The 24,305-nt window shown below is 68.8% G+C and carries 21 protein-coding genes, 1 pseudogene and 2 riboswitches; of the genes and pseudogenes, 9 read left to right on the top strand and 13 right to left on the bottom strand.

Annotated elements, in window-relative coordinates; genetic code table 11:
- The first annotated feature begins 8 nt into the window (after positions 1 to 8).
- The 4 genes from K244_RS0114755 to bluB all read left to right on the top strand — a co-directional run bounded on the left by K244_RS0114755 (position 9) and on the right by bluB (position 4,157).
- A complete protein-coding gene (locus K244_RS0114755; RefSeq protein ID WP_020187053.1) occupies positions 9 to 755 on the top strand; it encodes an SDR family oxidoreductase in 747 nt (248 codons plus the stop codon).
- 223 nt (positions 756 to 978) lie between these two features.
- On the top strand, positions 979 to 1,956 hold the full coding sequence (gene denD / locus K244_RS0114750) for a D-erythronate dehydrogenase (protein ID WP_020187052.1): 978 nt from the start codon (positions 979 to 981) through the stop codon (positions 1,954 to 1,956).
- 375 nt (positions 1,957 to 2,331) lie between these two features.
- Entirely contained in the window at positions 2,332 to 3,054 is a 723-nt protein-coding gene (locus tag K244_RS0114745; RefSeq protein ID WP_245259776.1) for a heme-binding protein, read from the top strand.
- 136 nt (positions 3,055 to 3,190) lie between these two features.
- A riboswitch (cobalamin riboswitch) is annotated at positions 3,191 to 3,375 on the top strand.
- A 74-nt stretch (positions 3,376 to 3,449) separates the two neighbouring features.
- A complete protein-coding gene (gene bluB / locus K244_RS0114740; RefSeq protein ID WP_024816523.1) occupies positions 3,450 to 4,157 on the top strand; it encodes a 5,6-dimethylbenzimidazole synthase in 708 nt (235 codons plus the stop codon).
- A 12-nt stretch (positions 4,158 to 4,169) separates the two neighbouring features.
- On the opposite strand, the gene K244_RS0114735 is transcribed toward bluB, so the two are convergent.
- Complete coding sequence (locus tag K244_RS0114735) at positions 4,170 to 4,670, bottom strand: hypothetical protein (RefSeq protein WP_020187049.1); 501 nt, start codon at positions 4,668 to 4,670, stop codon at positions 4,170 to 4,172.
- A gap of 102 nt (positions 4,671 to 4,772) precedes the next feature.
- Complete coding sequence (locus K244_RS0114730) at positions 4,773 to 5,315, bottom strand: TIGR00645 family protein (RefSeq protein WP_024816522.1); 543 nt, start codon at positions 5,313 to 5,315, stop codon at positions 4,773 to 4,775.
- A 235-nt stretch (positions 5,316 to 5,550) separates the two neighbouring features.
- On the opposite strand from K244_RS0114730, the gene K244_RS0114725 reads away from it, so the two are divergent.
- A complete protein-coding gene (locus K244_RS0114725) occupies positions 5,551 to 6,189 on the top strand; it encodes a thioredoxin domain-containing protein (RefSeq protein ID WP_020187047.1) in 639 nt (212 codons plus the stop codon).
- A 281-nt stretch (positions 6,190 to 6,470) separates the two neighbouring features.
- Here K244_RS0114725 and K244_RS0114720 read toward each other — a convergent pair whose 3' ends face one another.
- From K244_RS0114720 to K244_RS0114680, 8 genes and pseudogenes are all read right to left on the bottom strand, one after another.
- Positions 6,471 to 7,325 (bottom strand): energy transducer TonB, encoded by an 855-nt coding sequence (locus K244_RS0114720; protein ID WP_020187046.1) that lies wholly within the window; start codon positions 7,323 to 7,325, stop codon positions 6,471 to 6,473.
- A gap of 3 nt (positions 7,326 to 7,328) precedes the next feature.
- Positions 7,329 to 7,925, bottom strand: a complete 597-nt coding sequence (locus K244_RS0114715; protein WP_020187045.1) for a biliverdin-producing heme oxygenase — start codon at positions 7,923 to 7,925, stop codon at positions 7,329 to 7,331.
- A gap of 42 nt (positions 7,926 to 7,967) precedes the next feature.
- Positions 7,968 to 10,634, bottom strand: coding sequence for a TonB-dependent receptor (locus K244_RS0114710; RefSeq protein ID WP_036305811.1), 2,667 nt, complete (start codon positions 10,632 to 10,634; stop codon positions 7,968 to 7,970).
- A gap of 117 nt (positions 10,635 to 10,751) precedes the next feature.
- Positions 10,752 to 11,678 carry a FecR domain-containing protein gene (locus tag K244_RS0114705; RefSeq protein WP_020187043.1) on the bottom strand — a complete coding sequence of 309 codons (927 nt, stop codon included), beginning with the start codon at positions 11,676 to 11,678 and terminating at the stop codon, positions 10,752 to 10,754.
- 114 nt (positions 11,679 to 11,792) lie between these two features.
- Positions 11,793 to 12,311 (bottom strand): sigma-70 family RNA polymerase sigma factor, encoded by a 519-nt coding sequence (locus tag K244_RS0114700; protein WP_020187042.1) that lies wholly within the window; start codon positions 12,309 to 12,311, stop codon positions 11,793 to 11,795.
- 298 nt (positions 12,312 to 12,609) lie between these two features.
- Positions 12,610 to 13,992, bottom strand: a complete 1,383-nt coding sequence (locus tag K244_RS0114695) for an IS1182 family transposase (RefSeq protein ID WP_024816521.1) — start codon at positions 13,990 to 13,992, stop codon at positions 12,610 to 12,612.
- 383 nt (positions 13,993 to 14,375) lie between these two features.
- Positions 14,376 to 14,887, bottom strand: a pseudogene (locus K244_RS24210) (substrate binding domain-containing protein).
- A 529-nt stretch (positions 14,888 to 15,416) separates the two neighbouring features.
- Positions 15,417 to 16,517 (bottom strand): 2'-deoxycytidine 5'-triphosphate deaminase, encoded by a 1,101-nt coding sequence (locus tag K244_RS0114680; protein WP_020187039.1) that lies wholly within the window; start codon positions 16,515 to 16,517, stop codon positions 15,417 to 15,419.
- Positions 16,518 to 16,609: 92 nt separating this feature from the next.
- A riboswitch (SAM riboswitch) is annotated at positions 16,610 to 16,689 on the top strand.
- A 56-nt stretch (positions 16,690 to 16,745) separates the two neighbouring features.
- On the opposite strand from K244_RS0114680, the gene K244_RS0114675 reads away from it, so the two are divergent.
- Entirely contained in the window at positions 16,746 to 17,945 is a 1,200-nt protein-coding gene (locus K244_RS0114675; protein ID WP_020187038.1) for an O-succinylhomoserine sulfhydrylase, read from the top strand.
- 77 nt (positions 17,946 to 18,022) lie between these two features.
- Here the strand turns inward: K244_RS0114675 and K244_RS0114670 are convergent, their stop codons facing one another.
- Positions 18,023 to 18,595 carry a GcrA family cell cycle regulator gene (locus tag K244_RS0114670; RefSeq protein ID WP_020187037.1) on the bottom strand — a complete coding sequence of 191 codons (573 nt, stop codon included), beginning with the start codon at positions 18,593 to 18,595 and terminating at the stop codon, positions 18,023 to 18,025.
- 430 nt (positions 18,596 to 19,025) lie between these two features.
- Between K244_RS0114670 and K244_RS0114665 the strand changes: the two genes are divergently transcribed.
- The 3 genes from K244_RS0114665 (at position 19,026) to K244_RS0114655 (ending at position 22,244) form a co-directional block, all read left to right on the top strand.
- Positions 19,026 to 20,249 (top strand): aspartate aminotransferase family protein, encoded by a 1,224-nt coding sequence (locus K244_RS0114665; protein ID WP_036306844.1) that lies wholly within the window; start codon positions 19,026 to 19,028, stop codon positions 20,247 to 20,249.
- Positions 20,246 to 21,175 (top strand): ornithine carbamoyltransferase, encoded by a 930-nt coding sequence (gene argF / locus K244_RS0114660; RefSeq protein WP_020187035.1) that lies wholly within the window; start codon positions 20,246 to 20,248, stop codon positions 21,173 to 21,175. Before K244_RS0114665 ends, argF begins: the two co-directional genes overlap by 4 nt.
- A gap of 64 nt (positions 21,176 to 21,239) precedes the next feature.
- Positions 21,240 to 22,244, top strand: a complete 1,005-nt coding sequence (locus K244_RS0114655) for an Hsp33 family molecular chaperone (protein ID WP_020187034.1) — start codon at positions 21,240 to 21,242, stop codon at positions 22,242 to 22,244.
- A 47-nt stretch (positions 22,245 to 22,291) separates the two neighbouring features.
- Here K244_RS0114655 and K244_RS0114650 read toward each other — a convergent pair whose 3' ends face one another.
- Together K244_RS0114650 and K244_RS0114645 are read right to left on the bottom strand one after the other, a co-directional pair.
- A complete protein-coding gene (locus K244_RS0114650; RefSeq protein WP_020187033.1) occupies positions 22,292 to 23,626 on the bottom strand; it encodes a TRAP transporter large permease subunit in 1,335 nt (444 codons plus the stop codon).
- Entirely contained in the window at positions 23,623 to 24,237 is a 615-nt protein-coding gene (locus K244_RS0114645) for a TRAP transporter small permease subunit (RefSeq protein WP_020187032.1), read from the bottom strand. The genes K244_RS0114650 and K244_RS0114645 overlap by 4 nt, the downstream gene beginning before the upstream one ends.
- Positions 24,238 to 24,305 lie beyond the last annotated feature (68 nt).

Here is a 24,305-nt window from a genome sequence, read left to right as displayed (position 1 = left end):
AGGCGGCGGTGGCCGACAGGCTGAAGGGCAAGCGCGCGCTGGTGACGGCGGCGGGGCAGGGCATCGGGCGCGCGATCGCCGAGGCGTTCCTGGCCGAGGGCGCGGAGGTGGTCGCGACCGATCTCGACGCCGCCAAGCTCGCCGATCTCGCAGGCGCCGTGACCTCCGCGCTCGACGTGCGCAACGGCGCGGCGGTCGCTGCGCTGGTCGCGGCGCACGGGCCCTTCGACGTGCTCGCCAACGCCGCGGGCGTCGTCCACGCCGGCTCGATCCTCGACTGCACGGACGCCGACTGGGACCTCGCCTTCGACGTCAACGTGCGCTCCATGCACCGGACGATCCGCGCCGTACTGCCCGGCATGCTGGAGCGCGGGCGAGGCTCGATCGTGAACGTCGCCTCGGTCGCGGGCGTCGCGAAGGCGGTGCCCAACCGCTACGTCTACAACGCCAGCAAGGCGGCGGTGGTCGGCCTCACCAAGGGCGTCGCCGCGGACTTCGTGCGCTCCGGCGTGCGCGCCAACGCCATCTGCCCGGGCACGGTGCAGTCGCCCTCGCTCGAGCAGCGCATGACCGAACAGGCGGCGGCGTCGGGCAAGCCGCTGGCCGAGGTCCGGCAGGCCTTCGTGGACCGCCAACCCATGGGCCGGCTCGGCGAGGGCCGGGAAGTCGCCGCGCTCGCGGTCTATCTCGCCAGCGAGGAGTCCAGCTTCGTCACCGGCCACCTCCATTTCGTCGACGGCGGCTTTGCGATCTAGGTGGCCGGCTAGCGCATGAGACTTTAGAAGAGGGTGCGCGTGCTTCGAGACGCCCGCTGACGCGGGCTCACCAGCATGAGGAGGTCCAGGCGCCTGACGTCAGACCCCCCACGCCGAGGAGCCGACCGCAGGTTGGCGTCTCACCGCACGCCCAACCTCGTCGCTCTGATTGAGATTTCCAAACGGGCTCTCGATGGTCCGCCCAGTAAGCAGGACAGACACAATGCATATCCTCGTCATCGGCGCCGCCGGCATGGTCGGCCGCAAGCTTACCGAAAAACTCGTCGCCAAGGGCGCTCTCGCCGGCCGGACCATCGAGCGGCTCGACCTCGTCGACGTGGTTGTCCCCAAGGCCCCCGAAGGCGCGGCGTTCCCGGTCAACGTCTCGGCGGCCGATCTCTCCGAGCCGGCGACCGCGTCGCAGCTGACAGCCGACAAGCCCGACGTGATCTTCCACCTCGCGGCGATCGTCTCCGGCGAGGCCGAGGCCGACTTCGACAAGGGGTGGCGCATCAACATGGACGGCACCCGCTACCTGCTGGAGGCCATCCGCCACGCCAATTACGTCCCCCGCCTGGTCTTCACCTCGTCGATCGCCGTGTTCGGCGCGCCGTTCCCCGAGTACATCCCGGACGATTTCCACCTGACGCCGCTGACCTCCTACGGCGCGCAGAAGGCATGCTGCGAGCTCATGCTCGCCGACTACACCCGCAAGGGCTTCGTGGACGGCGTTGGGCTGCGTTTCCCCACCATCGTCGTGCGGCCGGGCGCGCCCAACAAGGCGGCTTCGGGCTTCTTCTCCGGCATCATCCGCGAGCCGCTGTCCGGCATCGAGGCGATCCTCCCCGTCGGCGACGACGTGCGCCATTGGCTGGCGAGCCCCCGCGCCGCAGTGCAGTTCCTGATCCACGCCGCCGAGATCGACGGCGCCGCGGTCGGCCCGCGCCGCAACATCACGCTGCCGGGCGTCGAAGTGACGGTCGGCCAGATGATCGAGGGCCTGAAGGCCGTCGCCGGCGACGCGGTCGCCTCGCGCATCAAGCGGGAGCCCGACGCGACCGTGCTGAAGATCGTGTCCGGCTGGCCGGAGGCCTTCGAGGCGAAGCGCGCCGCCGAGCTCGGCTTCAAGGCCGACGACAGCTTCGAGGCGATCGTCCGCGCGCACATCGAGGACGAACTCGGCGGGTCCTTCGTGGCGTAAGCCGCTCCGCTTGGGGCGCGGACTTCAACTCTGCGAAAGCGAGGCCGCGCCCTTCTGGCGGCGACCGTCGGCCTCACGGCCCGTCGGCCGCGGGCCGTGAAGCCGACCCAAACGCCATCCAATCCGGACGAGTTCAAAAGCACGTAGGTTGTCTTTCGCTACCAATTTTGATTGACAAAAGCAGCCGGCGGAGCTTCCCTTCCACCGTTGGTCTTTGTTTGGATACCCATCTGGCTGATTAATATCCCCCGAATTGTTGCGTGAATAGTTGAGATGCCCGGTCGACACGGTCGGCCCTGTGCGTTGACGTGCTTTTGCTGACGCGTCGACTGCGAATGCAGTTCTTCAAACAACGACACTTTCCGGGGAAACGCCATGAACTTGCAGAAAATGGGGCGCGCGTTTGCGTGCACGCTGACCGTGGCTGGCTTTGCCGCCGTCGCGCATGTCGACGCTGCTCAAGCCGAAGATTGCCCGGTCACTCACGCGGCGCTGAGATCAGCGCTTCTCCAGGCCGACGAAGTCGATTCCACCGGCTTGAACAACCACTACTGGGCGGTCGTGGTGAACCGTAGCGGGACGGTGTGCGCCGTCGCCTACTCAGGACCGACCGTTGGATCCCAATGGCTGCTCAGCCGTCAGATCGCCGCCGCCAAGGCGTTCACCGCGAACGGCCTCAGCCTTGACGGTGCGCCGATCTCGACGGCGATGCTGTACCCTTGGGTGCAGGGCAGCCCGAGCGGCGGCAATCCCCTCTTCGGTCTCGCGGCGGGCAACCCGCTGGATGGGGACGCCGTCTACGACGGCGACTACGCCAAGTTCGGAACGCCGGAGGACCCGCTGATCGGCAAGCGCGTCGGCGGCACGATCACCTTCGGCGGCGGACTTGGTCTCTACAGCGGCAACACCGCGGTCGGCGGGCTCGGGCTGTCGGGGGACACGGCCTGCGCCGATCATTCAACAGCGTTCCGCACGCGGAACAGGCTGGCGAGAACGCCGACCAACGTCGCCGACAAGATGATCTTCGACAACACGAACGGACATCCGCATTGCCCGAACGATAGGGGCACCGCAGGCGTAACTGTCCCGGCATCCTGACGCCGCCAACGAGCGGGTCGCGCCGCAGGTGATTGTTCCCGCCCGCCGCACGACAGGCCCCTGTGAGGCGCGCCGCGCGACGTGCGGCGCGCTGGGTCCACGACCATCGGCGGCTTGGCCGTCGCGGCGCGGGCGGCTAGCATCCGCATCGTTCGGTGCCCGCGCGAGCGGGAGAATCGGAAACGCGGTGCGAACCCGCGGCGTGCCCGACGCTGTGAGGGGGACCGGGACGGCATGACGCCACTGGCCGACAAGGCCGGGAAGGCGCCGCGCCCGGGACGATCCCGAGCCAGAAGACCGGCCGGACGCCAGAGCCATGACCGCGCGGACGGCGGGAGGGGCGTTGCATTCGCTGAAGAGGAGCGAAAGCGATGTCGCTTGCCGTGACGTCTCCGATGCCCCTGCCGCAGGGCGACCAGACCTCGGACCTTGCGCCGGCGGGGGCGTTCTCCGAAGCCGAGCGGGGCGCCGTCTACCGCGCCATCGAGACCCGCCGCGACGTGCGGAACGAGTTTTCGGCGCGCCCGGTGCCGGACGACGTCTTGCGGCGCATCCTCGCCGCGGCCCACGCCGCGCCCTCGGTCGGGCTGATGCAGCCCTGGAACTTCATCCTCATCCGCGATCCGCAGACGCGCGGCCGCGTCCACGAGGCGTTCACGCTTCGCAACGCGGAAGCCGCCGAACGGTTCGAGGGCGCGCGCGGCGATCATTACCGCAGCCTGAAGCTCGAAGGCATCCTGACCGCGCCGCTCAACATCTGCGTCACCTGCGACCGGGACCGCGGCGGGCCGCAGGTCCTCGGCCGCACGCACCAGCGCGACACCGACCTCTACAGCACGGTCTGCGCCGTGCAGAACCTGTGGCTCGCGGCGCGGGCGGAGGGGGTCGGGGTCGGCTGGGTCAGCATCTTCGACCCGGAGGATCTGAAGCCTCTGCTCGGCGTGCCGGAGCGCGCCGTGGTCGTCGCCTATCTCTGCGTGGGCTACGTCGATGAACTCTTCGTCCGGCCCGAGCTCGAGGCGCGGCGTTGGGCGCGACGGTCGCCGCTCGACGACGTGGTGTTCGAGGAGCGCTGGGGCGAGAGGCCCACTCAGGCCGAGTGAGGGCCCCGCCGGTTACGGTTTCGCCTGCGCCTTGGCGCAGCCGGCGACGCCTTCGAGCGCTTCGCTTGATCCTGTCGATGCGAAGGACGTGGAGACGCCCTCGATCGCGACCGACACGGCCTTGGCGGTCCGAAGAGCGCCAACAAGCTTGGCCAGGGCGGCGGGGTCGGCGCCTTGGCCAAGCGTCAGTTCGCCCTCCGACGCGGTCATGGGCAAGGCGACCGCGAGGCCGTCGGCGACAAACTGCGCCTCGACTGTCTGGCGCGTCGCGGCCTGGCCCTTGATGGAGGCCAGCACCACGCGCGCCGAGGCGCCCTTTTGGACATGGGGCCCGCCGCCCTCGCCGCAGGAGAACGAGAGCACGTCGCCGCCCTTGGTGGAGACCGCCGCCCAGTGCGCGCCCATCTGGTAGCCGGAGTTCCAGACCTCGGGGGCGTCCTGCGCCGATGCGGCGGTCGGGCCGAAGGCGAGCAAGGAGAGCGCGACGGCGGGCGAGAGGCGGGCTGAGATCATGGCTCGGGTCTCCTGCGGCGCGGATGGACCGCAGGAGTCATCGCCCGATCACGCTGGCGGAATCAACCCTGGCCGCGGCGACGCCCGGAGCCTGCGCGCCGCTCAGTGCTCCTGCTGCGTCATCTTGTCGACGAAGGCGATGCCGATGGCCGAGAGGATGAAGATCGAATGGATGATGGTCTGCCACATCACGCCTTCGGAGGTGAGCCCGCCGGGCACGCCGATCTTGCCGGCCTCGATGAAGGTGCGCAGGAGGTGGATCGACGAGATGCCGATGATCGCCATGGCGAGCTTCACCTTCAGCACGCCGGCGTTGACGTGGCTCAGCCATTCTGGCTGGTCGGGGTGGCCGGCGAGGCCGAGGCGCGACACGAAGGTCTCGTAGCCGCCGACGATCACCATCACGAGCAGGTTCGAGATCATCACGACGTCGATCAGGCCGAGCACGGTCAGCATGATCTGCTGCTCGGTGAAGGAGGTGGCGTGGCTCACGAGGTGCCACAGCTCCTTTAGGAATTGGAACACGTAGACGCACTGCGCGAGGATCAGGCCGAGATAGAGCGGCAGCTGGAGCCAGCGCGAGCTGAAGATGACAAGAGGCAACGGACGCAGGCGGCCTGCGGACAGGGGCTTTTCAGCGGACAAGGTCGGGTTCCGGAGTTGATGACGGTCGGCGATGCGCCGAGGGCCCCGGATAGCATGCGGCGCGGCGGTCCCGGGCGACCGCTCGAAGACGTGAAGCGCGGCGGTTCGCCGCCGTCCGACGACCGATGGACCCCCCGGGGGCAAATCGAGCGCTCGCCTATTCGTGATCTCCGCCCTCTTGAACCGGCGCCCCGCGATGGCGTCACGGTGTGCGTGAAACTCGGGAGGATGAAGGATGATCGGCCAAAGCCGTCGAACGCTGCTCGCCGCCATGGGCGCGGCCCCGCTGAGCCTTGCCTTGGGCGTCGCGCCGTTGCGGGCGCAAACCGTCGACGAGGCCGCTCTCGCCAAGCCGGGGCCGCTCCCCGAACAGGCGTTCGGACCGGCCGACGCCAAGGTCAAGGTGATCGAATACGCGTCGATCACCTGCCATCACTGCCTGAACTTCCACCTCAACACTTGGCCGCAGATCAAGGCGAAGTACGTCGATCCCGGCAAGATCCGCTTCGTCATGCGGGAGTTCCCGACGAACGCGCTCGCGGCCGGCGGCTTCATGCTGGCGCGCTGCGCGCCGGAGGATCGCTGGTATTCGACGATCGACCTGCTCTACCGCAGCTCCGAAACCTGGGCGCACGCGCCCGATCCGGTCGCGGAGCTCAAGCGGGTCATGAAGCAGGTCGGCATGACCAACGAGGCCTTCGAGGCCTGTCTCTCCAACCAGAAGCTGCTCGACGACGTCAACACGGTGGCCCGCGGCGGCGCGGTCGCCGGCGTGACGGGCACCCCGACCTTCTTCTTCAGCGGCGGGCGGAAGGAGCAGGGGGCGCTGACTCTCGAGCGCTTCAGCGCGATCGTCGACCCGATGCTGGCCTGACGGCGGGTGCGGCGGAACGGCTTGAAAAACCATCGAACCCCGCTCAGGAAAAATTTCCAGCCTCAGAGAATGAGGGGTTGCAGCATACGATGCTCCACGTCGCCTCAGGTTGGCGAAATTGTGCCCGGCTGACTGACGCTCGGCCGCTGTTGGCCGAATGGAGGGAACTCGTTGACCGTGGCGGTCGCGCGTACCTCCTCATGGCGCATCGACTCCTCCGGGGCCTGCCGCCGAGCCGGAATGGACTGAAGTGCGTCCATTTCTGAGTAGCAGGACCGTGCTCAACGTACGCTGAACTGCACCGGCGCCGTGATCATGCGCCGGGCCTGCGGCGGCGGCGCGGGCACAGGCGAGGCGCGCCGGACCAGCGCCAGAACGGCCTGATCGAGCTCGGAATGGCCGGACGAGCGGGCGAGCGAGATTGACAGCACGTTGCCCTCGCCGTCGATGCGGAACCGCACATAGGCCGTCCCCGTCTCCCCGCGGGCGCGAGCGGCGGAGGGATAGAGCTTGCGCCGCTCGAGGTGCGCCATCAGGCGGGCCTGCCACGTGACGGGGCTTTCGCCGGCGGCGCCGGACGCGCTCGCGGAGGCGGCGGTTCGGTCCGACAGCGCGACCGGCGCGCTCGCCTGCTCCCTGTCGGCGGAGGCCTGACGCGGAGCGCTCGGAGCCGGGGGCTGCGCACGGGGCTTCTTGGGCTTTGGCCGCGGCGGCGCCTCTTCGGCGGTTCGGCGCACTTCGGGCCGCGCCGTGGGAAGCGGAACCTCGACCGCATCGAGCTCGGGCAACTCCGGTTCGACCGCGTCTTCGGTCGTCGCCTCCGCGACCTCGTCAGGCTCCTCGGTCTCAGCCTCGTCGGGGACGGCTTCGGACCGCGAGGCCGCCGCCGCCTCGGCGGCTTCCGCAAACACTTCATCCGGCGCGGATTGCTCGGCGTCGGTCGCGACCGACTCGGGCAGGGGCGCGAGGTCGATCATGATCGCCGGCGGCGGGCCCGGAGGCAGGGCGATCGGCGGAGAGAGCAAGGCCCACCATGCGACGCCCACGTGCAGGGCGACGATCCAAAGCGCGGCCGCCGTCCAGCGCAGGACGTCGTGATCGGTCGCGCTCGCTCCGATCGAGGCCGTCCGACTCATGGCTCAGAAGGCTTTCGCCACCCGGCTTCGGATGCGCGCGAAGGCCGCCTGCGCGCCGCTCGCGGCGCGTGCGGCTGAGGCGTCGAGCGGGGCGGCGTCGAGCGCCGCGGCGAAGCTCCGCCAGCTCAGGCCGCGCCCGTCGGCGGCAGGCGCAAGATGCCGCGCGCCGAAGCTTTCGGACAGGCCGAGCTTCGCCGCCTGCTTGAGCAGGAACGCCGCGCCGAGATTGGAACCTTCCGCCACGTAAAGCCAGCCAAGCGCCTCGGCGAGGTCGTGTGTCTCGCCATGGGCGAAAGCGGGGGCGTCGGCCTCCTCCCGCGGCGGCAGGCCGAGATCGGCCAAGTCCCGGACGATCAGCGGCAGGCGGCGCAGCGCAGGCAGCCCCGGAACGAGCCGGATCAGCTCCGGGTCGCCATAGAGCGCGTCGACGTCGCGGTGGAAGGCGCGCTGCACATCGAGGAACCGGCCATAGAGGTCGAGGCTCGCGAACGGCCGCCCCGCCATGATTGCCGCGTCCAGCGCCGCGTGCTGCGCGGCGGTTTCCGTTTTCAGACGTTTCGAGAGGCTGTTGGCTTGGCTGACGAGATCGAGCGTTTTCATTCGACTTTCCGGGCTGGAGAGCTTGGTCCGGGACGGGCCGACTCAGAACTTTGCGGTGAGCGAGGCGGTGAAGGTCCGGCCGGGCGCTGGCTGTAGAACGAGAGACAGCGGATCGACGTAGTATTTGTCCGTAAGGTTCTCGATTCCGACGTTCGCTGTGAAATACTCGTTGATCTTGTATTCGGCGAACACGTCCACGAGCGTGTAGGGCTTCCAGTCCACCAAGGCGATGAATTGGCTCAATCCCTGCGCGGTGGCGTCGCCATGGCCGATGGCGCGCTTGCCCACATGCTGGATGCGGCCGCCGAGGGTGAGCGTGTCCCAGAACTCCTGCGAGGCCGTCAGGCTGAGCGAATACTCCGGAGGCACATGGTTCGTGCTGTAGTCGGAGTAAAGCGACTTGCTTTCGCACGCATCCGCAGTGCGGCAGAAGGTGACGTCGAGATAATAATTCGCCGTAAGCTCAGCCTTGAAACCTGCGTTTTCGTAGACGCCGGAAAACTCGAGACCTTCGAATCTCGCCCTGTCGATGTTGAAGATCTGCATGCCGGACACGGTGATGCCGTTGAGTTCGTAGGCCGTGAAGCGCCGGGAGATGTAGTTCTTTACGTCCCAGTTGAAGTAGCTGAGCTTCACCATTCCCTTGTCGCCGACGGAGTACAGGCCTTCCTTGCGGAAGTTTGCTCCGACCTCCCAGTTGCGGGAGCGTTCCGGCTTGACGTTCGGGCTGACGCCCATGGAGAAGCCGGTCGCGGCCTCGATGATGCTCGGGGCGCGCAGCGTGCTGGAGTAGTTCGCGTAGAGCTGAACCCCCGAGAGCGGCTCGACCGTCACGCCGACCGACGGGCTGAAGCCGCCCTCGCTGCGCTTGACGCGGTAGTCGTAGCCGCGATCCCAGTCCTCACCCGGGTCGTTGCGGTCCTTCGACCAAAAATGCGTGTAACGCAGGCCGCCGTTGAGCGTCAGCCAGTCGACCGGTTTGAACGACGACTTCACAAAGCCGGCGGCTTCGTTGCGCACGGCGTCGCGGGGATCGAGCCAAGACATAACCGCACGGGTGCCTTTGCCCGGCCGAGTGTCCTCGCCGCGGTAGGCGACTCCGTAGGTGAGGTCGAGATCACCGTAAGCGAGGTCGAGCTTCGACAGGTTGGAGATTTCGCCGCCCCACATGTCGGTGTCGGAGCCGGGCCGGAAATCGCCACGCTTGTAGACGGTGTAGGAGACAGGGTTAGGGCCGCGGACCTCCAATTGGCTCCAGTAAACGTTCGCTTTGAGATCGATCAGCGGATTGTCGGCCGGCGCCCAACGATAGCGGCTCGTCAGCGTGTCGAGGTCGGTCTTCGAGGACAGCGCCAGTTGGTAGGGTTGCGCGCGTTCGCTGGTGAGGCGCGAAGCGAACTGCGAACCCGTGTCCGCGCGGAAGCCGGTGTAGCCCACCTGCAGGCTCTGGTCGTCGTCGAACCGCACCGTGCCCTTGAAGAGCCAGGATTGGGTCTCGAGCTGCGTGTTGAGCACCTCCTCGCCGGCGCGGTAGTTCGTGAGGCCGCCGTTCTCGACGTAATCGGTCCAGTCCTGGCACCAGCCGGTCGAGCTGCAGATCGTCCTCGGCCCGGTATGGACGGGCTTCGCGCCGTCTCCTCCATTCTTACCGGCGAAGTAATTGCCCTGCTTGCGATAGGCGAAGCCGCCGATCAGCTCATAGTTCTCCTGCTTCACAGCTGCGACGGCGCTGCCGAAACCGCTGCTCGGCTGGAGGAAGCCTGGCCTGTCCATGCCATCGGACGACGGCGTGGCGACGGCCGGTGCGCCGGCCCAACTCGGCCAGCTGTAGCCGCCCCGAGCGTTGTCGGTCGGCTTGGTCGTGTTGGTTCCGAAGCCGCCTTTCACCCGCACGCCGTAGTCCCGCCCATCCTCGACGAGGTCCGAGGCGTTCAGCGTGCGCATCGCGACCGTACCGGCGACGCCGAAGGACGCCGCGTCGGAGCCCTTGATGATGTCGACTCCGCCCAGGAGGTCAGGGTCCATGTAGGTGCGGTTCGAGACGCCCTGATAGCCTTGATAGATCGTCATGGCGTTCTCGGCGCCGTCGATCGTGGTGGCGACGCGGCCCATGCCCTGCATGCCGCGGATGTTCACGTCGATCGCCCCGGCGCCGTTGCGGGCCTCGCCCGACATCACGCCGGGCGTGCCGCGGAAGATGTCGGCCGGGCTCGATCCCCGGAAACGCTCGATCGTTTCGGCCGAGATGTGCGCGGTCGGCGCCGGCGTCACGTAAGGCGCGTCCGCCGGCGCGACGCCTCCGGCGCCCGTCACCTGGATGGGACTGAGCACCAGCGAGCCCTCCGCGCCCGGCGCTTCGTCAGCCGCGGCTGCCGGAGCGGTGATGACGGCGGTCCGAGCCGAGGTGAGCTGGTAGGTCAGGCCCGTCCCAGCGAGCAACCGGCGCAACGCGGCGTCCGGAGTCGCTGGACCAGACAAGCCTGCGGTGGTCTTGCCCGCGGCGAGATCGGGCCGGTAGGCGAGCTGAAGGTCGGCCTGACGCCCGAAAGCAGCGAGCGCGTCGCCGAGACGGCCGGCCGGAATCGAGAACGGGCGTTCGGGCGCCGTCTGCGCTTTGGCGCCTCCAGAGGCGGTCAGCGCCGCGCCCGCCAGCAAGCTCGCCGCGAGGCGCGCACCGACGCCCCGTCCGTTCCGATGTCCCGATGTCACGCCCGTCGTCCCCGATGACTGATCGATCGACGGAGCGGCGCGCCGGCGTCCGATCCGTCCCCGCTTTCGAGAACGAACGGCGCTTCGGAATTTCCTGCGCGAATGAGCTTCGCAGGCTCAGAAGCGGGACAGCACCACCAGCCAGGGGGTGACGGCGCGCGCCGATCCGCCCAACGGCGCAATCGCGGCAGCGAGCGCGTCGAGCGGCGAGGCCGGGTCGAACACGCCGCTGATCCGCTCTGCGCCCAGGGTCGTGTCCGCGATGATCACGCGCGCCGCGCTCCAGCGCGCCACGCGGGCGGCCACGGAGGCCAAGGTGTCGCTGTCGGCGAAGATCAGCCCCTGGCGCCAGGCTGCGACCCGGTCGATCGGCGTGCTGCCCCGCTCCACGCGGCCGTCGTCGCCAAGCGCGCACCAGTCTCCCGGTCCGAGCCGGAGAGCTGTGGGCATCTCGACGAGCCCGCGCTCCACGGCGACGGTGACGACGCCCGCCTCCTCCCGAATCTCGAAAGCGGCGTTCGCGGTCGAGGCCTTGACCCCGGCCGCGGCGGCGACGAAGGCCCGGGCGCCGGCGGCGGGCTCGAAATAGGCCATGCCGCGGAGAAGCTCGACCGACCGGCTGGTCTCGGAGAAATCGTACCGCAGGGCGGTGTCGGGCCCGAGCTCCGCCTGGCACCCGTCCGGCAAAGTCACTTGGCGGCGCTCGGCGACGCCGGTCGCCACGTCGGCTCTTGCCCGCGCGATCGCGCCGGGGAGAACGACGGCCCCGGCGGCGCCGGCCGCGAGCGCTGCGCCGCCGCCGGCAAGGACGCGGCGGCGCGACAGGGCGCGAGGCTGCAGCGCGCTCCGGGCGGTGAGCGCCTTGCCTCCGAGCTCGTGCAGGCGGATCGCTTCGCCCCAGACCCGGCGGTGGTCCGCGCTGCGCGCGAGCCACCGCTCCGCGGTCTCGCGCGCGACCGGATTGTCGGGATCGGCCTGAAGCCGGAGCAGAAGATCAAGCGCTTCGCTCCAGAGGCCGTCGTCTTCGCGCAGTCGCTCCGCCATCCTCGGTCCGGCTCGCAAAAGGCCTTGCGCCCACGGCGCCGCCCGGTCGCTTACACTAGCGATAACGAGCGGAGATAGCGGATTTCTCGTTCGGCCGCGCCGCGACGCCTGCGATCACGCGCCGGCGGACGTCCGCCTTCGAAGGTGGGCGTAGGCCTCCTTCACCAGCGCTCCAGCCCGCGAGGTGGAGAGGCCGAGCTCGCGGCCAACCTCGGCCAGGGTGAGACCTTGCATCCGGTTGAGCTCGAAAGCCCGACGGGTGCGCTCGGGCAGTTCGTCGAGGGCGGCCATCGCCAACGCGAGGCGCTGCCGATCGACCAGACGGCGTTCGGACGAGGGTTCCGGATCGGCGGCGAGTGACAGCGTTTCGGGGGGAACGGCCGTGACCGGAGCGATGCGCTCCCGGCGGGCGGCGTCGAGCGCGAGGTTGCGGGCGACCATGGCGAGATAGCCCTCCGGCCGATCGTCCTGGCGGGCGTTCTGCGCGTCGTTGGTCGAGGCGGTCATCAGGCGCACGAAGGCGTCCTGGACGACGTCCCCGGCTGCGTCGGCCGACATCCCGCGCCGGACGAGGCCGCAGCCTATCGCCTTGGCGCTTTGGCGAAACAGGGCGTCGAGGTTCCAGCGGCGCATCACAGGTCCGGCGTCGATCGTCAGCTACGCCCTAGCGGTAACACGCCTTTCCCTAAAAGGATAAATGTTTTCAACAGTTTATACTTGTTCCAATCAGATTAGGCTAGCTAATGAGGCAGGCGAATGGTCTCCCCGGTCTGTTCCTCGAGCTCCGAAAGCTTGCTCGCGGCGCGTGGCGCCGCTTCTGATGCGCCTCGGACGTTGAAAAGGCCTGCTTATGGCGGATTGCGTTGAAGAAGTCGGTTGCTTGGCGGGGCATCCGAGCTGACGGCCGGAAGACGAGCGGCCTTTCCTCTTTTCAGGCCGGGATCGGGCTCGGCGCTAGGACCATCTTTGCGAGCTTCCTGAGGTTTTGGGCGGTGGCGGCGAGCAGGAACTCGTCGCGGGCTCCGCATGGCCCTCGAAGGCTTAGCCTGTCGAGCCGCAGGATGCGCTTCAGGTGCGCGAACAGCATCTCGACCTTCTTCCGCTCACGCCGGGAGGCCGTGTAGGCGTCGGTCTTCGCAATGTCCCTCGCCATGTCGCGAGCGCCCTCGTGGATCGAGCGAGGGATCTTCCGGGCCGGCGCGTTTGGGCAGCACTGCGGTTTCAGGGAGCAGGCGTCGCAGTCGAACTTGCTGGCGCGGTAGCGGATCATGCCGTCGTCGTCGACGAGCGGAGCCGAGGTTCGGTAGACCCTCTGGCGAGGTCTCAGTTCGTTCCCGGCCGGGCAGGTGTAAAGATCGCGGGCGTGGTCATAGGGGAAGTCCGAACGGCTGAACGTGCCGTCGGTCCGAGCGCTCTTGTCGAACACCGGGATGTGCGGCTCGATCCCGCGCTCATGCACCAGCCAGGCGAGCATCTCGGCCGCACCATAGGCGCTGTCGGCTGCGAGCCGCTCGGGCCAGAGCCCGAAGCGGTCCTGGGTCCGGTTGATCATGGTACGGGCCGAGCCGACCTCGGCCTGCCGGATGGCGCGGCTGGGCTCGACGTCGACGATCACCGCGTGGTCGAGGTCGATCAGGTAGTTGGTGGCGTAGGCGAAGAAGGCGTGGCCCTTGTGTGCGCCGGTCCACTGCGCGGCCGGATCCGACCGCGAGACGAACTTCGGCGTCGTCGGGCTCGCCGCGCCCCAGGCCGCATTGTCGAGCGTGTCGAGGTACTCGCGGACTGCGCGCCGCGTCGCGGCCAACTCTTCCCAGTCGACCTCGTCCGTGCCTTCCGCCGAGCGCTGACGGTTGGCGTCGGCCCGGATCAGGCTGGCGTCGACCGCGAAGCCGTCGCCGCCCACAAGCCCCTCAGCCATGCAGCGCCGGACGACCGTCTCGAACAGCTTGCGCAGCAGGTCGCTGTCGCGGAAGCGGCCATGGCGGTTCTTCGAGAAGGTCGAGTGGTCCGGCACGTCGCCGTCGAGGCCGAGCCCGCAGAACCAGCGATAGGCGAGGTTCAGATGAACCTCCTCGCACAACCGCCGCTCAGACCGGACGCCGAAGCAGTAGCCGACCAGCAGCATCCGGATCAGCAGCTCAGGGTCGATCGAAGGACGCCCGATCGAGCTATAGAAGGGAGCCAGATCCCGCCGCACCTCTGACAGGTCGACGAACCGGTCGATCGCCCTCAGCAGGTGATCTTGCGGCACATGCCGCTCGAGAGAGAACTCATAGAACAGCGCCGCTTGGTCGACTTGCCGCTCGCCCATCATCGCCGCCGCCCTCCGCTCATAGAGCGAAGTGAATCAGCGACGCTGCATCGCTTCAATGGCCGAGTTTTTCAACGGAATCGGCGTCCAGCCAATTTTCGCTGATACGCCAAGCGGCCACAGGCTTGCGGCACAACTTGACCCACGCCGACAGACATCGACAACCGGCATTGTACGGAGCAGAACGGATTTGCCATTTCAGCCCAGAGCCGAACCGGCCGATCAAGCCTCCGACCGGACGGTCATATGCGCCGCGAAAGCGTCGAGGAACAGCCGCACCTTTGCGGGGACGAACTGCCGGGTGGGCAGCACCCCCCAGATGCCTTGATCCGGGACTACCCCTATCGGTCAGGCGAATTGGAACAAGACGGCCAGCCGCAACATCCTCACGGACGTTCCACTCCGACAGCCGAACGATGCCCACCCTCGACCGCGGCTTGCAGCAACGCGTCCACGCTGTCCGCCATGAACCGCCCGCCGATCGCTTGCCTGACCAGCCGGCCCTCGCGTTCGAACGTCCAGTGGGTGGAACCTACGACGGCGAGGCATTGATGGCCGCGGAGGTCCGACATGGTGGCGGGCGTTCCCTTTCGCGCGAGGTAGCGGGACGCCGCGTACAGATCTCGCGGATTGTTCGTGAGCCGACGGGCGATAAGCCCGTTGTCGCGCAGGTCGCCTGACCTCAGCGCTACGTTGATGCCCTGCGCCACATGTCGACGACGCCGTCGCTCAGCCGAAGCTCCATGCGAAGTCCCGGATGGTCCTCGAGGAACCGCGCCAGCATCGGCGTTACGACTTTTCGGCCGAACGGGATGGAGGCCGTAATCCGGAGCAGGCCGGAGGCTCCGGCATCGCCCGGCGCTACTGCGGCTCTACCTTCCGTGGCGGTTTCAAGCATCGCCTCTGCGAAAATGCGGGAAGGCCTCTCTCCCTCCGGCGTCGGCGACAACGCGCGCGTGGTGCGATGGGTCAAACGCACGCCAAGGTCCGCCTCGAGCGCGCTTAAGCCGACGCGAGGCGGCCTGCTGCCGGACCATCCAGGGCCGCGGTGTGCCGGCTACGTCGCTTGGCGTGCGCTCGGGCCTGAAGCGCGGCTGCCTGCATTCGTAGCTCAGGCGCTGTCCGACCGCTTCGCATTTTTTCACATGCCCGGCGGACAAGCGCTGGGGTACACCGTCGCCGGAGCCGCGGGCGAACTGCGGGTAGGAGAGCGCCGTTACAATACGGCCTGATATCGAAGGGTTACGCGGCGGCTGTTGCAGTGGCAGGTGAGGCGCCGGCGCGCTTCTCGGCTGAAGATAAAGAGGCTTCGGCATTCGCGCCGAAACCGCTAGCTATCGCTGAGCGAACATCACCGACAGATCGAGCGGGATAAGCCGCGTTTGAGCGAGGTTCGAAGACTTTCCAAGACGGCAGCACTTCCGCGCTCAAGGCGCGCGGAAGTGCTTCGACAGCTTCAGGCCCTGGCCCTGGTAGTTCGAGGTCGCGAGTTCGCCGTAGAGCGTGCGGGGGCGCTCCAGCATTCGCTCGTAGACGAGGCGGCCGACGTTCTGGCCGTGCTCCAGGATGAACGGCACCTCATGGCTCCGCACCTCGAGCACGGCGCGCGCGCCCGCGCCGCGACCCTCGACGTGGCCGAAGCCAGGGTCGAAGAAGCCGGCGTAGTGCACGCGGAACTCGCCGACGAGCGGATCGAACGGCGTCATCTCCGCGGCGTGGTCCGGCGGCACCTGCACCGCCTCGCGCGAGGCCAGGATGTAGAACTGGCCGGGATCGAGCACGAGGCCGGACCGGCCGGCGCGGATCGGCTCCCAGAACTCCGAGACGTCCTGCATGGCGCGGGCGTCGACGTCGACCACCCCGGTGTGGCGCTTGCCCCGCCAGCCGATGATCGCGTCGTCCGCGCCGAGCAGGTCGACGGTGACCGCGACGCCGCCGTGAACGTCCGGCGCGTCGGTGTCGATCAGCCGGCTCGTCGCCTGCAGCGCGGCCAGCGCGGCGTCGTCGAGGCGGGCCTCGCCCTGGCGGAGCCGGAGCTGCGACAGGCGCGAGCCGGCCCGCACCAGCACAGGGAAGGTGCGCGGGCTGATCTCGGCGAACAGCGGGCCGCGGTAGCCCGCGGGCACGGCGTCGAAGGCGCGCGCTCCGTCGGCGATCACGCGCGTGAAGACGTCGAGGCGGCCGGTCGAGCTCTTGGGGTTCGTGGCGCCGGCGACGTCCGTGGGCAACGCGAGGCTCTCCATCAGCGGCGCGATGTAGACGCAGCCGGTCTCGAGCACGGCGCCCTGGCGGAGATCGATGGTGTGCAGCCGGAACTCGTCGAGCCGCTCGGCCACCGTGCGGCCTGCGCCGGGAAGAAAGCTCGCCCGCACGCGGTGGACGACGGGTCCGAGCCGGAGGTCGAGGCTCGCGGGCTGGATCTGGTCGTCGGCGGCCGGCGCGTCCAGAACGAGACCGCCGTCGGCGATCAGCCGCTCGATCGCCTGGGTCGGCAGAATTCCCCCGCGGCGCTCATCCCTCAGTTCCACGTCGCGGACCCTTCGCTGTCTCGCCGGCGGCCGGCATATCCGACCGGTGTACGCGAACGTTGACGCTGGCGCACCTCCGCAGTACGACCGACGCCATTCTTCGTGGCTCCTTGGGCCGGCCGGCTTGCCGCCACGTTAAAACAACCCGCTAAAAGGCCGGATTGCGCGCTCGAGGCCCGTTCGGGGCGTCACAACGCGACCCGGCCGTTCGCTGAAGGTCGCACCGCCATGAGCCGTCCGCCGCTTCCCCTCGACCGCGCCGTCAGGCCGGCCACGCGCCTGATCCACGAGGGGGAGGCCCGTTCGGGCTACGGCGAAATGTCCGAGGCGCTTTACCTCACCTCCGGCTTCGCCTACGACACGATGGAAGCGGCCGAGGCGCGGTTCGACGGGCGGGACCCCGGCTTCATCTACTCGCGCTTCTCCAACCCGACTGTGGCGACCTTCGAGAAGCGCATGATCGCGCTCGAAGGCGCCGAAGCCGGCCGCGCCACCGCCAGCGGCATGGCCGCGGTGACCGCCGCCATGCTGTGCCAGCTCAACGCCGGCGACCACGTGGTGGCGGCGAAGGCGCTGTTCGGCTCCTGCCGCTACGTCGTGGAGGACCTCTGCCCGCGCTTCGGCATCTCGGCGACGCTGGTCGACGGGGCGGACCTCGCGCAGTGGCGCGCCGCCATACGGCCGCAGACCAAGGTGCTGTTCCTTGAAAGCCCGACCAACCCGACGCTGCAGGTCTACGACATCGCGGCGATCGCCACGATCGCCCACGAGGCCGGCGCGCGGCTGGTGGTCGACAACGTGTTCGCGACGCCGATCCTGCAGCAGCCGCTGAAGCTCGGCGCGGACGTCGTGGTCTACTCCGCCACCAAGCACATCGACGGCCAGGGCCGGGTGCTCGGCGGCGTCGTGCTGGGCTCCGAAAAGTTCGTGATGGACCACCTGCACAACTTCCTGCGGCAGACCGGTCCCGCCATGTCGCCGTTCAACGCCTGGACGCTGGCGAAGGGGCTGGAGACGCTGGCGCTTCGGGTGGAGCGGGCGCAGACGAGCGCAGGGGCCGTCGCGGATTTCCTCGCCGACCATCCCAAGGTGTCGAAGCTGACCTACTGCGGCCGTGCGGACCACCCGCAGGCCGATCTGGTGAAGGCGCAGATGGCGGGCGGCGGCACGCTGGTCGCGTTCGAGATCGACGCCGGCAAGGCGGGCGCCTTCCGCTTCGGCAACGCGCTTCAGGTCGTGAAGATCTCGAACAACCTCGGCGACGCGAAGTCGATCCTGACCCATCCGGCGACGACGACGCATCAGCGTCTTGCCCCGCCGGCCCGCGCGGAACTTGGCATCTCCGACGCGATGCTGCGGCTGTCGGTCGGGCTCGAGGACGTCTCCGACCTGCTCGAGGACATCGACGTCGCCCTCAAGGCGGTGTGACGCGGCGCAGTCGATCGGACGCAAAAAAGGCCGCCGGGGCTGAGCCCTAGGCGGCCTTTTTTTGAACGTCGCTCGGCTCAGTGCGAGGGCATCATCGGCCGGCGGTCGCGCCGGCGGTCGTTGGCCGGCTGGTAGGCGATGGTCGCATGGTGCGGGCAGTAGGCGTGGCCGGGGGTCGAGCGTCCGCCGCAGAAGCGGAACTCGGCCTGGCTCGGATCGCCGAGCGGCCAGCGGCACATGTTTTCCTTGAGCTCCATGATCGTCACGCTCTCGCAGGCGAAAGGCGTCGTCTCGACGAGCTGCATCGCGACCGGGCGTGGCGCCGGAGCCGCGACGTGGCGCGCCTCCATCACGGGGGCCGCCGCCAGCGCGGCGTTGCCGCGGGAGGCGTAGACAGGCTGCTGCTGCGGACGGGACGCGCCGCCGTTGCTGGCAGACGCCGCCGGGCGCGTCGGCGAAGCGACGGGCTTGCGGATGCGGGCGACGGCGGTCGGGGCCGCTTTAGCGCGGCCCGACAGGCCGAGGCGGTGAACCTTGCCGATGACCGCGTTACGGGTCACGCCGCCAAGTTCCGCCGCGATCTGGCTTGCGCTGAGGCCGTCGGCCCAAAGCTTCTTCAGAAGCTCGACCCGCTCGTCGGTCCACTGCATTGGATCCTCCAAAGCTCTTTGTCTCAGGCGGAATCCGGAAGCCTTCGCCGTTACGCGCTGATCGCGCGCTCGGGCGTCGCCGCCGTCCTACTCGCCTGGGATCTCGTCGCCACGAAATGTCGTCGCGTTAATGAAGTCTAAACTACGATAGCCGGCGACTCAGCGTAAAGAGTCCGATCTGCAACACTGGGGTTTTCCCCAGCTCCCGCGTTTTGGTTTATCCACTGCTTACGCACAGGCGCCTCTGGCGCTGCGGGGCCGAGAGCGTCATACGCGCGCGGATTGACAGCGGGGCCTCGGCGCCTATCATGCGGCAAATCGTGGAGAAGGGCCGCTCGGCTGGGCGGCTCTTTTCTTTTTTCCGACGCCCGGAGCGCGGCCCGCGACGATGACAGCGGTCGCCGCCGAACCGCCAAGGACGGCCGATCCCGTGTCCCCCGCCCCGTCTCCATCTCCGCTCCTGCCCGTTTTCGCGCGCGCGGACCTCGCCTTCGAGCGAGGCGAAGGCTGCTGGCTGGAGACCGCCGACGGGACGCGCTACCTCGACTTCGCCGCGGGCGTCGCGGTCAATTCGCTCGGCCATTCGCATCCCCATCTGGTGGAGGCGCTGACGACGCAGGCCCAGAAGCTCTGGCACGTCTCCAACCTCTACCGGATTCCGGAGGGAGAACGGCTCGCCCAGCGGCTGGTCGACGCGACCTTCGCCGACGTCGTGTTCTTCGCCAACTCCGGGGCGGAGGCGCTCGAGGCTTCGATCAAGCTCGCGCGCAAGCATTTCCACGCCAACGGCCAGCCGGAGCGCTTTCGGCTGATCACCTTCGAAGGCGCGTTTCACGGCCGCACGCTGGCGACGATCGCGGCCGGCGGCCAGGCCAAGTACATCGAGGGCTTCGGGCCCAAGGTCGAAGGCTTCGACCAGGTCCCGTTCGGCGATCTCGACGCCGTCGAGGCGGCGATCACGCCCGAGACCGCCGGCGTCCTGATCGAGCCCCTGCAGGGCGAAGGCGGCGTGCGGCTCGTCCCGCCGGCGTTCCTGCGGGCCCTGCGCGAGATCTGCGACCGGACCGGCCTGCTGCTGGTGTTCGACGAGGTCCAGACCGGCGTCGGCCGCACCGGCCATCTGTTCGCGCACGAGATGTCCGGCGTGACGCCGGACGTGATGGCGATCGCCAAGGGCATCGGCGGAGGGTTCCCGCTCGGCGCCTGCCTCGCCACTCGCGCCGCGGCCGACGGCATGACCGCCGGCGTTCACGGCTCGACCTTCGGCGGCAATCCGCTCGCCATGGCGGTCGGCAACGCCGTGCTCGACGTCGTGCTGGCGCCAGGCTTCCTCGACCATGTCCGGCGGATGGGCCTGCTGCTGCGGCAGAGGCTCGCCGGCGTCGTGGACGCGCATCGGTCGCTCGTGACCGAAGTGCGCGGCGAGGGGCTGCTCACCGGCCTGCGCTGCGCCATCCCGAACGGCGATGTCGCCGCCGCGTTCCGCGCCGAGCGGCTGCTCAGCGTCGGCGCCGGCGACAACGTCGTCCGACTGCTGCCGCCGCTCATCGTGACCGAGGCCGAAATCGGCGAAGCGATCGGGATGGTCGACCGCGCCCTGAGCCGCATCGAACGGGACATGGGACTCGCGCTTGCGCGGGGAGCCGCCGAATGACGACGCCCAACCACTTCCTCGACCTCTCCGATCTTTCGGGGCCGGAGCTCCGCGCGATCCTCGACGCCGGCCGCGCCATGAAGGGACGGCGGCGCACACCCGCCGCGGAGGCAGACAAGCCGCTCGCCGGCAAGGTCGTCGCCATGGTGTTCGAGCAGCCCTCCCTGCGCACGCGCATGTCGTTCGACGTCGGAATCCGCGACCTCGGCGGCGAGAGCATCATGGTCTCCGGCAGGGAGATCGAGCTGGGCGAGCGCGAGGCGATCGCCGACACCGCGCGCGTGCTGTCGCGCTTCGTCGACGCGATCATGATCCGCATGCTGAAGCACGACGCGCTGCTGGAGCTTGCGAAATACGCCACCGTGCCCGTGATCAACGGACTGACGAAGGTCTCGCATCCCTGCCAGGTCATGGCCGATCTCCTGACCTTCGAGGAGCGCAAGGGGCCGATCCGGGGCCGGACCGTGGCCTGGACCGGCGACACCAACAACGTGCTCGCCTCCTGGATCCACGCGGCGGCGCGCTTCGACTTCCGCATCAACGTCGCGACCCCTCCGGAGCTTGCGCCCTGTGAGGCGATCGTCGCCTGGGCGAAGCGCGAGGGCGCGGACCTGCGCCTCGGCGCCGACCCGGAGGAGGCCGTCGCCGGCGCGGACGCCGTCATCACCGACAGCTGGGTCTCGATGGGCGACGCCGATGGCGAGCGCCGGCACAACCTGCTCCGGCCCTACCAGGTGAACGAGCGCCTGATGGGCAAGGCGGCGCAGGACGCGATCTTCATGCACTGCCTGCCGGCTCACCGCGGCGAGGAGGTCACCGACGAGGTGATTGACGGGCCGCAGTCGGTGGTGTTCGACGAGGCCGAAAACCGTCTCCATGCGCAGAAGGGCGTGCTCGCCTGGTGCTTCGGCGCTGTGGGCGCCTGAGGCGGCGGCGGCCATGCGGCGGGCGCTCTTCCGCCCGGCGCTCTCTCTCCCTAAGTAGGCGGCCATGAACGACATCTCTCCCTCCGTCCTCCGCGAGGACGGCGACGACCGCATCCTGCCGTTTCAGATCGAAGAGCTCGACGTCCGCGGTCGCGTGGTGCGTCTCGGCCCCGCGATCGACCGCGTGCTGGAGCGCCACGCCTACCCCGCGCCGGTGTCGAAGCTCGTCGGCGAGGCCGTGGCCCTTACGGTGCTGCTCGGCTCCTCGCTCAAGCTCGAAGGCCGTTTTCAGCTGCAGACCCGCTCGGATGGGCCGGTTGGCATGCTCGTCGTCGACTTCGAAGCGCCCGACAAGGTGCGCGCCTGCGCCCGCTTCGACGCCGACCGCCTCTCGGAGGCGAACGGAGCGTCCGCCGGCGCGCTGCTCGGCCGCGGCCATATGGCGCTGACCATCGACACCGGCTCCGAAGCCTCGCGCTACCAGGGCGTCGTGGCGCTGGAGGGCGGATCGCTCGAAGACGCCGCCCACACCTATTTCGAGCAGTCCGAGCAGATCCCGACCAAGGTGCGGCTCGCGGTCGCCGAGAGCTTCGAGGCCGGCGCCCGCCACTCCTGGCGCGCCGGCGGGCTGCTGGTGCAGTTCCTGCCGGAGGCGCCCGAGCGCATGCGCACGCCGGACCTCGCCCCCGGCGACGCGCCGGAGGGCGCGGCGTTCGACGAGACGCCGGTCGACGACGCCTGGGTCGAGGCGGAGACGCTGGTCGCCACCGTCGAGGACCACGAACTGATCGACCCCATGCTGGCGCCCGAGCGCCTGCTGATCCGGCTGTTCAACGAGCGCGAGATCCGCGTGTTCGACAGCCGCGCCGTGCGCGAGGCCTGCCGCTGCTCCCACGACCGGGTGCGCGGAATGCTGAAGAGCTTCTCGCCCGAGGAGCGCCGCGACATGCTCACCGACGCCGGGGCGATCGAAGTGACCTGCGACTTCTGCTCGACCAAGTACGGCTTCGACGTCGCCGAGGTGGCGGCCATCGACCGAGAGGCCGCCGACGAAGCCGCGGAGGGCTGAGCGGCGGTCCCGGATCGGCTTGACGGCCGCTCGAGACCTGGAGGCCGTCAGTTCGCCCCGCCCCCATAGAGATAATTCGGCAGCCACAGGCCGATCGCGGGGAAGGTGTAGTACAGCGCCATCGAGAACAGCACGATCACGAGGAACGGCATCACGCCGGCGAAGATCTCGTTGATCGTGACGTGCTTCGGCGCGACGCCCTTGAGATAGAACGGCGCCATGGCGACCGGCGGCGACAGGAACGACGTCTGGATGTTCAAAGCCACCAAGATGCCGAAGAACAGCGGGTCGATGTTGAAGTGGCTGAGCAGCGGAAGGAAGATGGGCAGGAAGATCACGATGATCTCGGTCCACTCCAGCGGCCAGCCCAGCACGAAGATGATGACCTGGGTGAGCAGCAGGAACTGGATCGGCGTCAGGTCGAGGCCGATGATGAAGTTCTCGACCACGGACTGTCCGCCGAGATAGGCGAACACCGCCGAGAACACGAATGAGCCGACGAACAGCCAGCACACCATCGCCGAGGCGCGGGCGGTGAGGTAGACGCTTTCCTGCAGCTTCTTGAAGGTGAGCTGCCGGTAGGCGACGGCGAGCACCATGGCGCCGAGCGCGCCGATGGCGGCGGCCTCGGACGGGGTGGCGAAGCCGCCAATGATCGCGCCGAGCACGCCCGAGATCAGCAGCGCGAGCGGCAGGAACGAGGTGGCCAGCGCCCACATCACCGCCCAGTAGGAGGCGGCGCGTTCGGAGGGCGGCAGCTTCGGCGCGAGCGAGGGCGTGATCATCACGCGAACCACCACATAGAGCATGTAGAGGCCCGCGAGCATCAGGCCGGGGAAGAAGGCGGCCGCGTAGAGCTTCACCACCGAGACGCCCGCCGTCGCGCCGTAGAGGATCAGCATTACGCTCGGCGGGATCAGGATGCCGAGGCACCCGCCCGCGCAGACCACGCCGGCGGAGAGCTTGATGTCGTAGCCGGCGCGCAGCATGGCGGGGAAGGCGAGCAGGCCCATCAGCGTCACCACCGCGCCGACGATGCCGGTGGCGGTCGCGAACAGCGCGCAGGTCGCGAGCGTCGCGATCGCGAGCGATCCCGGCAGGCCGCCGGCCGCGAGCTGGATCGAGCGGAACAGTCGATCGAGGATGTTCGCGCGCTCGACCAGGTAGCCCATGAACAGGAACAGCGGCACCGAGATCAGCACGTCGCTCGACATCACGCTGTAAGCGCGCTGCACGAACAGCTGAAACACGACGTCGCCCATGGCGTAGAAGCCGAAGCCGACGCCGAGCGCCATCAGCGTGAAGGCGATGGGGAAGCCCAGAAGCAGCAGCACGACGAACAGGGCGAGCATGATCACGCCCATCATGGGATCCGAGATCATATCTTGGCCTCGTCGAGTTCGATCTTGGACGGGTCGACCGCGACCTTGTTGGCCGCGGCCTCGGCGAGGATCAGTTGCTCCGTCTCCTCAACGTCGCTCAGCCGTTGCGGCCAGTCGCCGGTCCGCAGGCAGATCACGCAGCGCATGACCTCGACGACGCCCTGCAGCGTCATCAGCACGCCGGTGACCGGGATGACGAGCTTGAACGGCCAGAGCTTCAGCCCGTCCGGCGAGAACGAGCTGGTTTCGCCGGTCTGGTACGACAGGTCGAAGAACACCCAGCCGGCGTAGACCATGGCCAAAATGCCGGGGAAGAAGAACAGGATGTAGAGCGAGAGGTCGAGGCCGGCCTGGGTGCGCGGGCGCCACTGCCGGTACAGGAAGTCGCCGCGGACATGGCCGTTGCGCGACAGCGTGTAGGCGCCCGCCATCATGAACAGCAGGCCGTAGAGCATGTAGCTGGCGTCAAACGCCCAAGTGGTCGGGGCGCCCATGATGCGGCGCGACGCCACCTCGTAGACGATGACGAAGGTGAGGACGACGATCGACCACGCGAACAGCTTGCCCACGGCCGCGTTGAAGCGGTCCACGGCGAGGAGATAGGACTGCATGAGACATGCCTTCGGCCGGAGGCGGGGCGCCATGGAAGCGGCGCGGCCGGCCCCGGGGGCCGGCCGCG

Source organism: Methylopila sp. 73B (assembly GCF_000526315.1).
Lineage (GTDB): Bacteria > Pseudomonadota > Alphaproteobacteria > Rhizobiales > Methylopilaceae > Methylopila.
The sequence above is the reverse complement of the archived record's forward strand: the minus strand, read 5'-3'. Positions and strand labels throughout refer to the sequence as shown.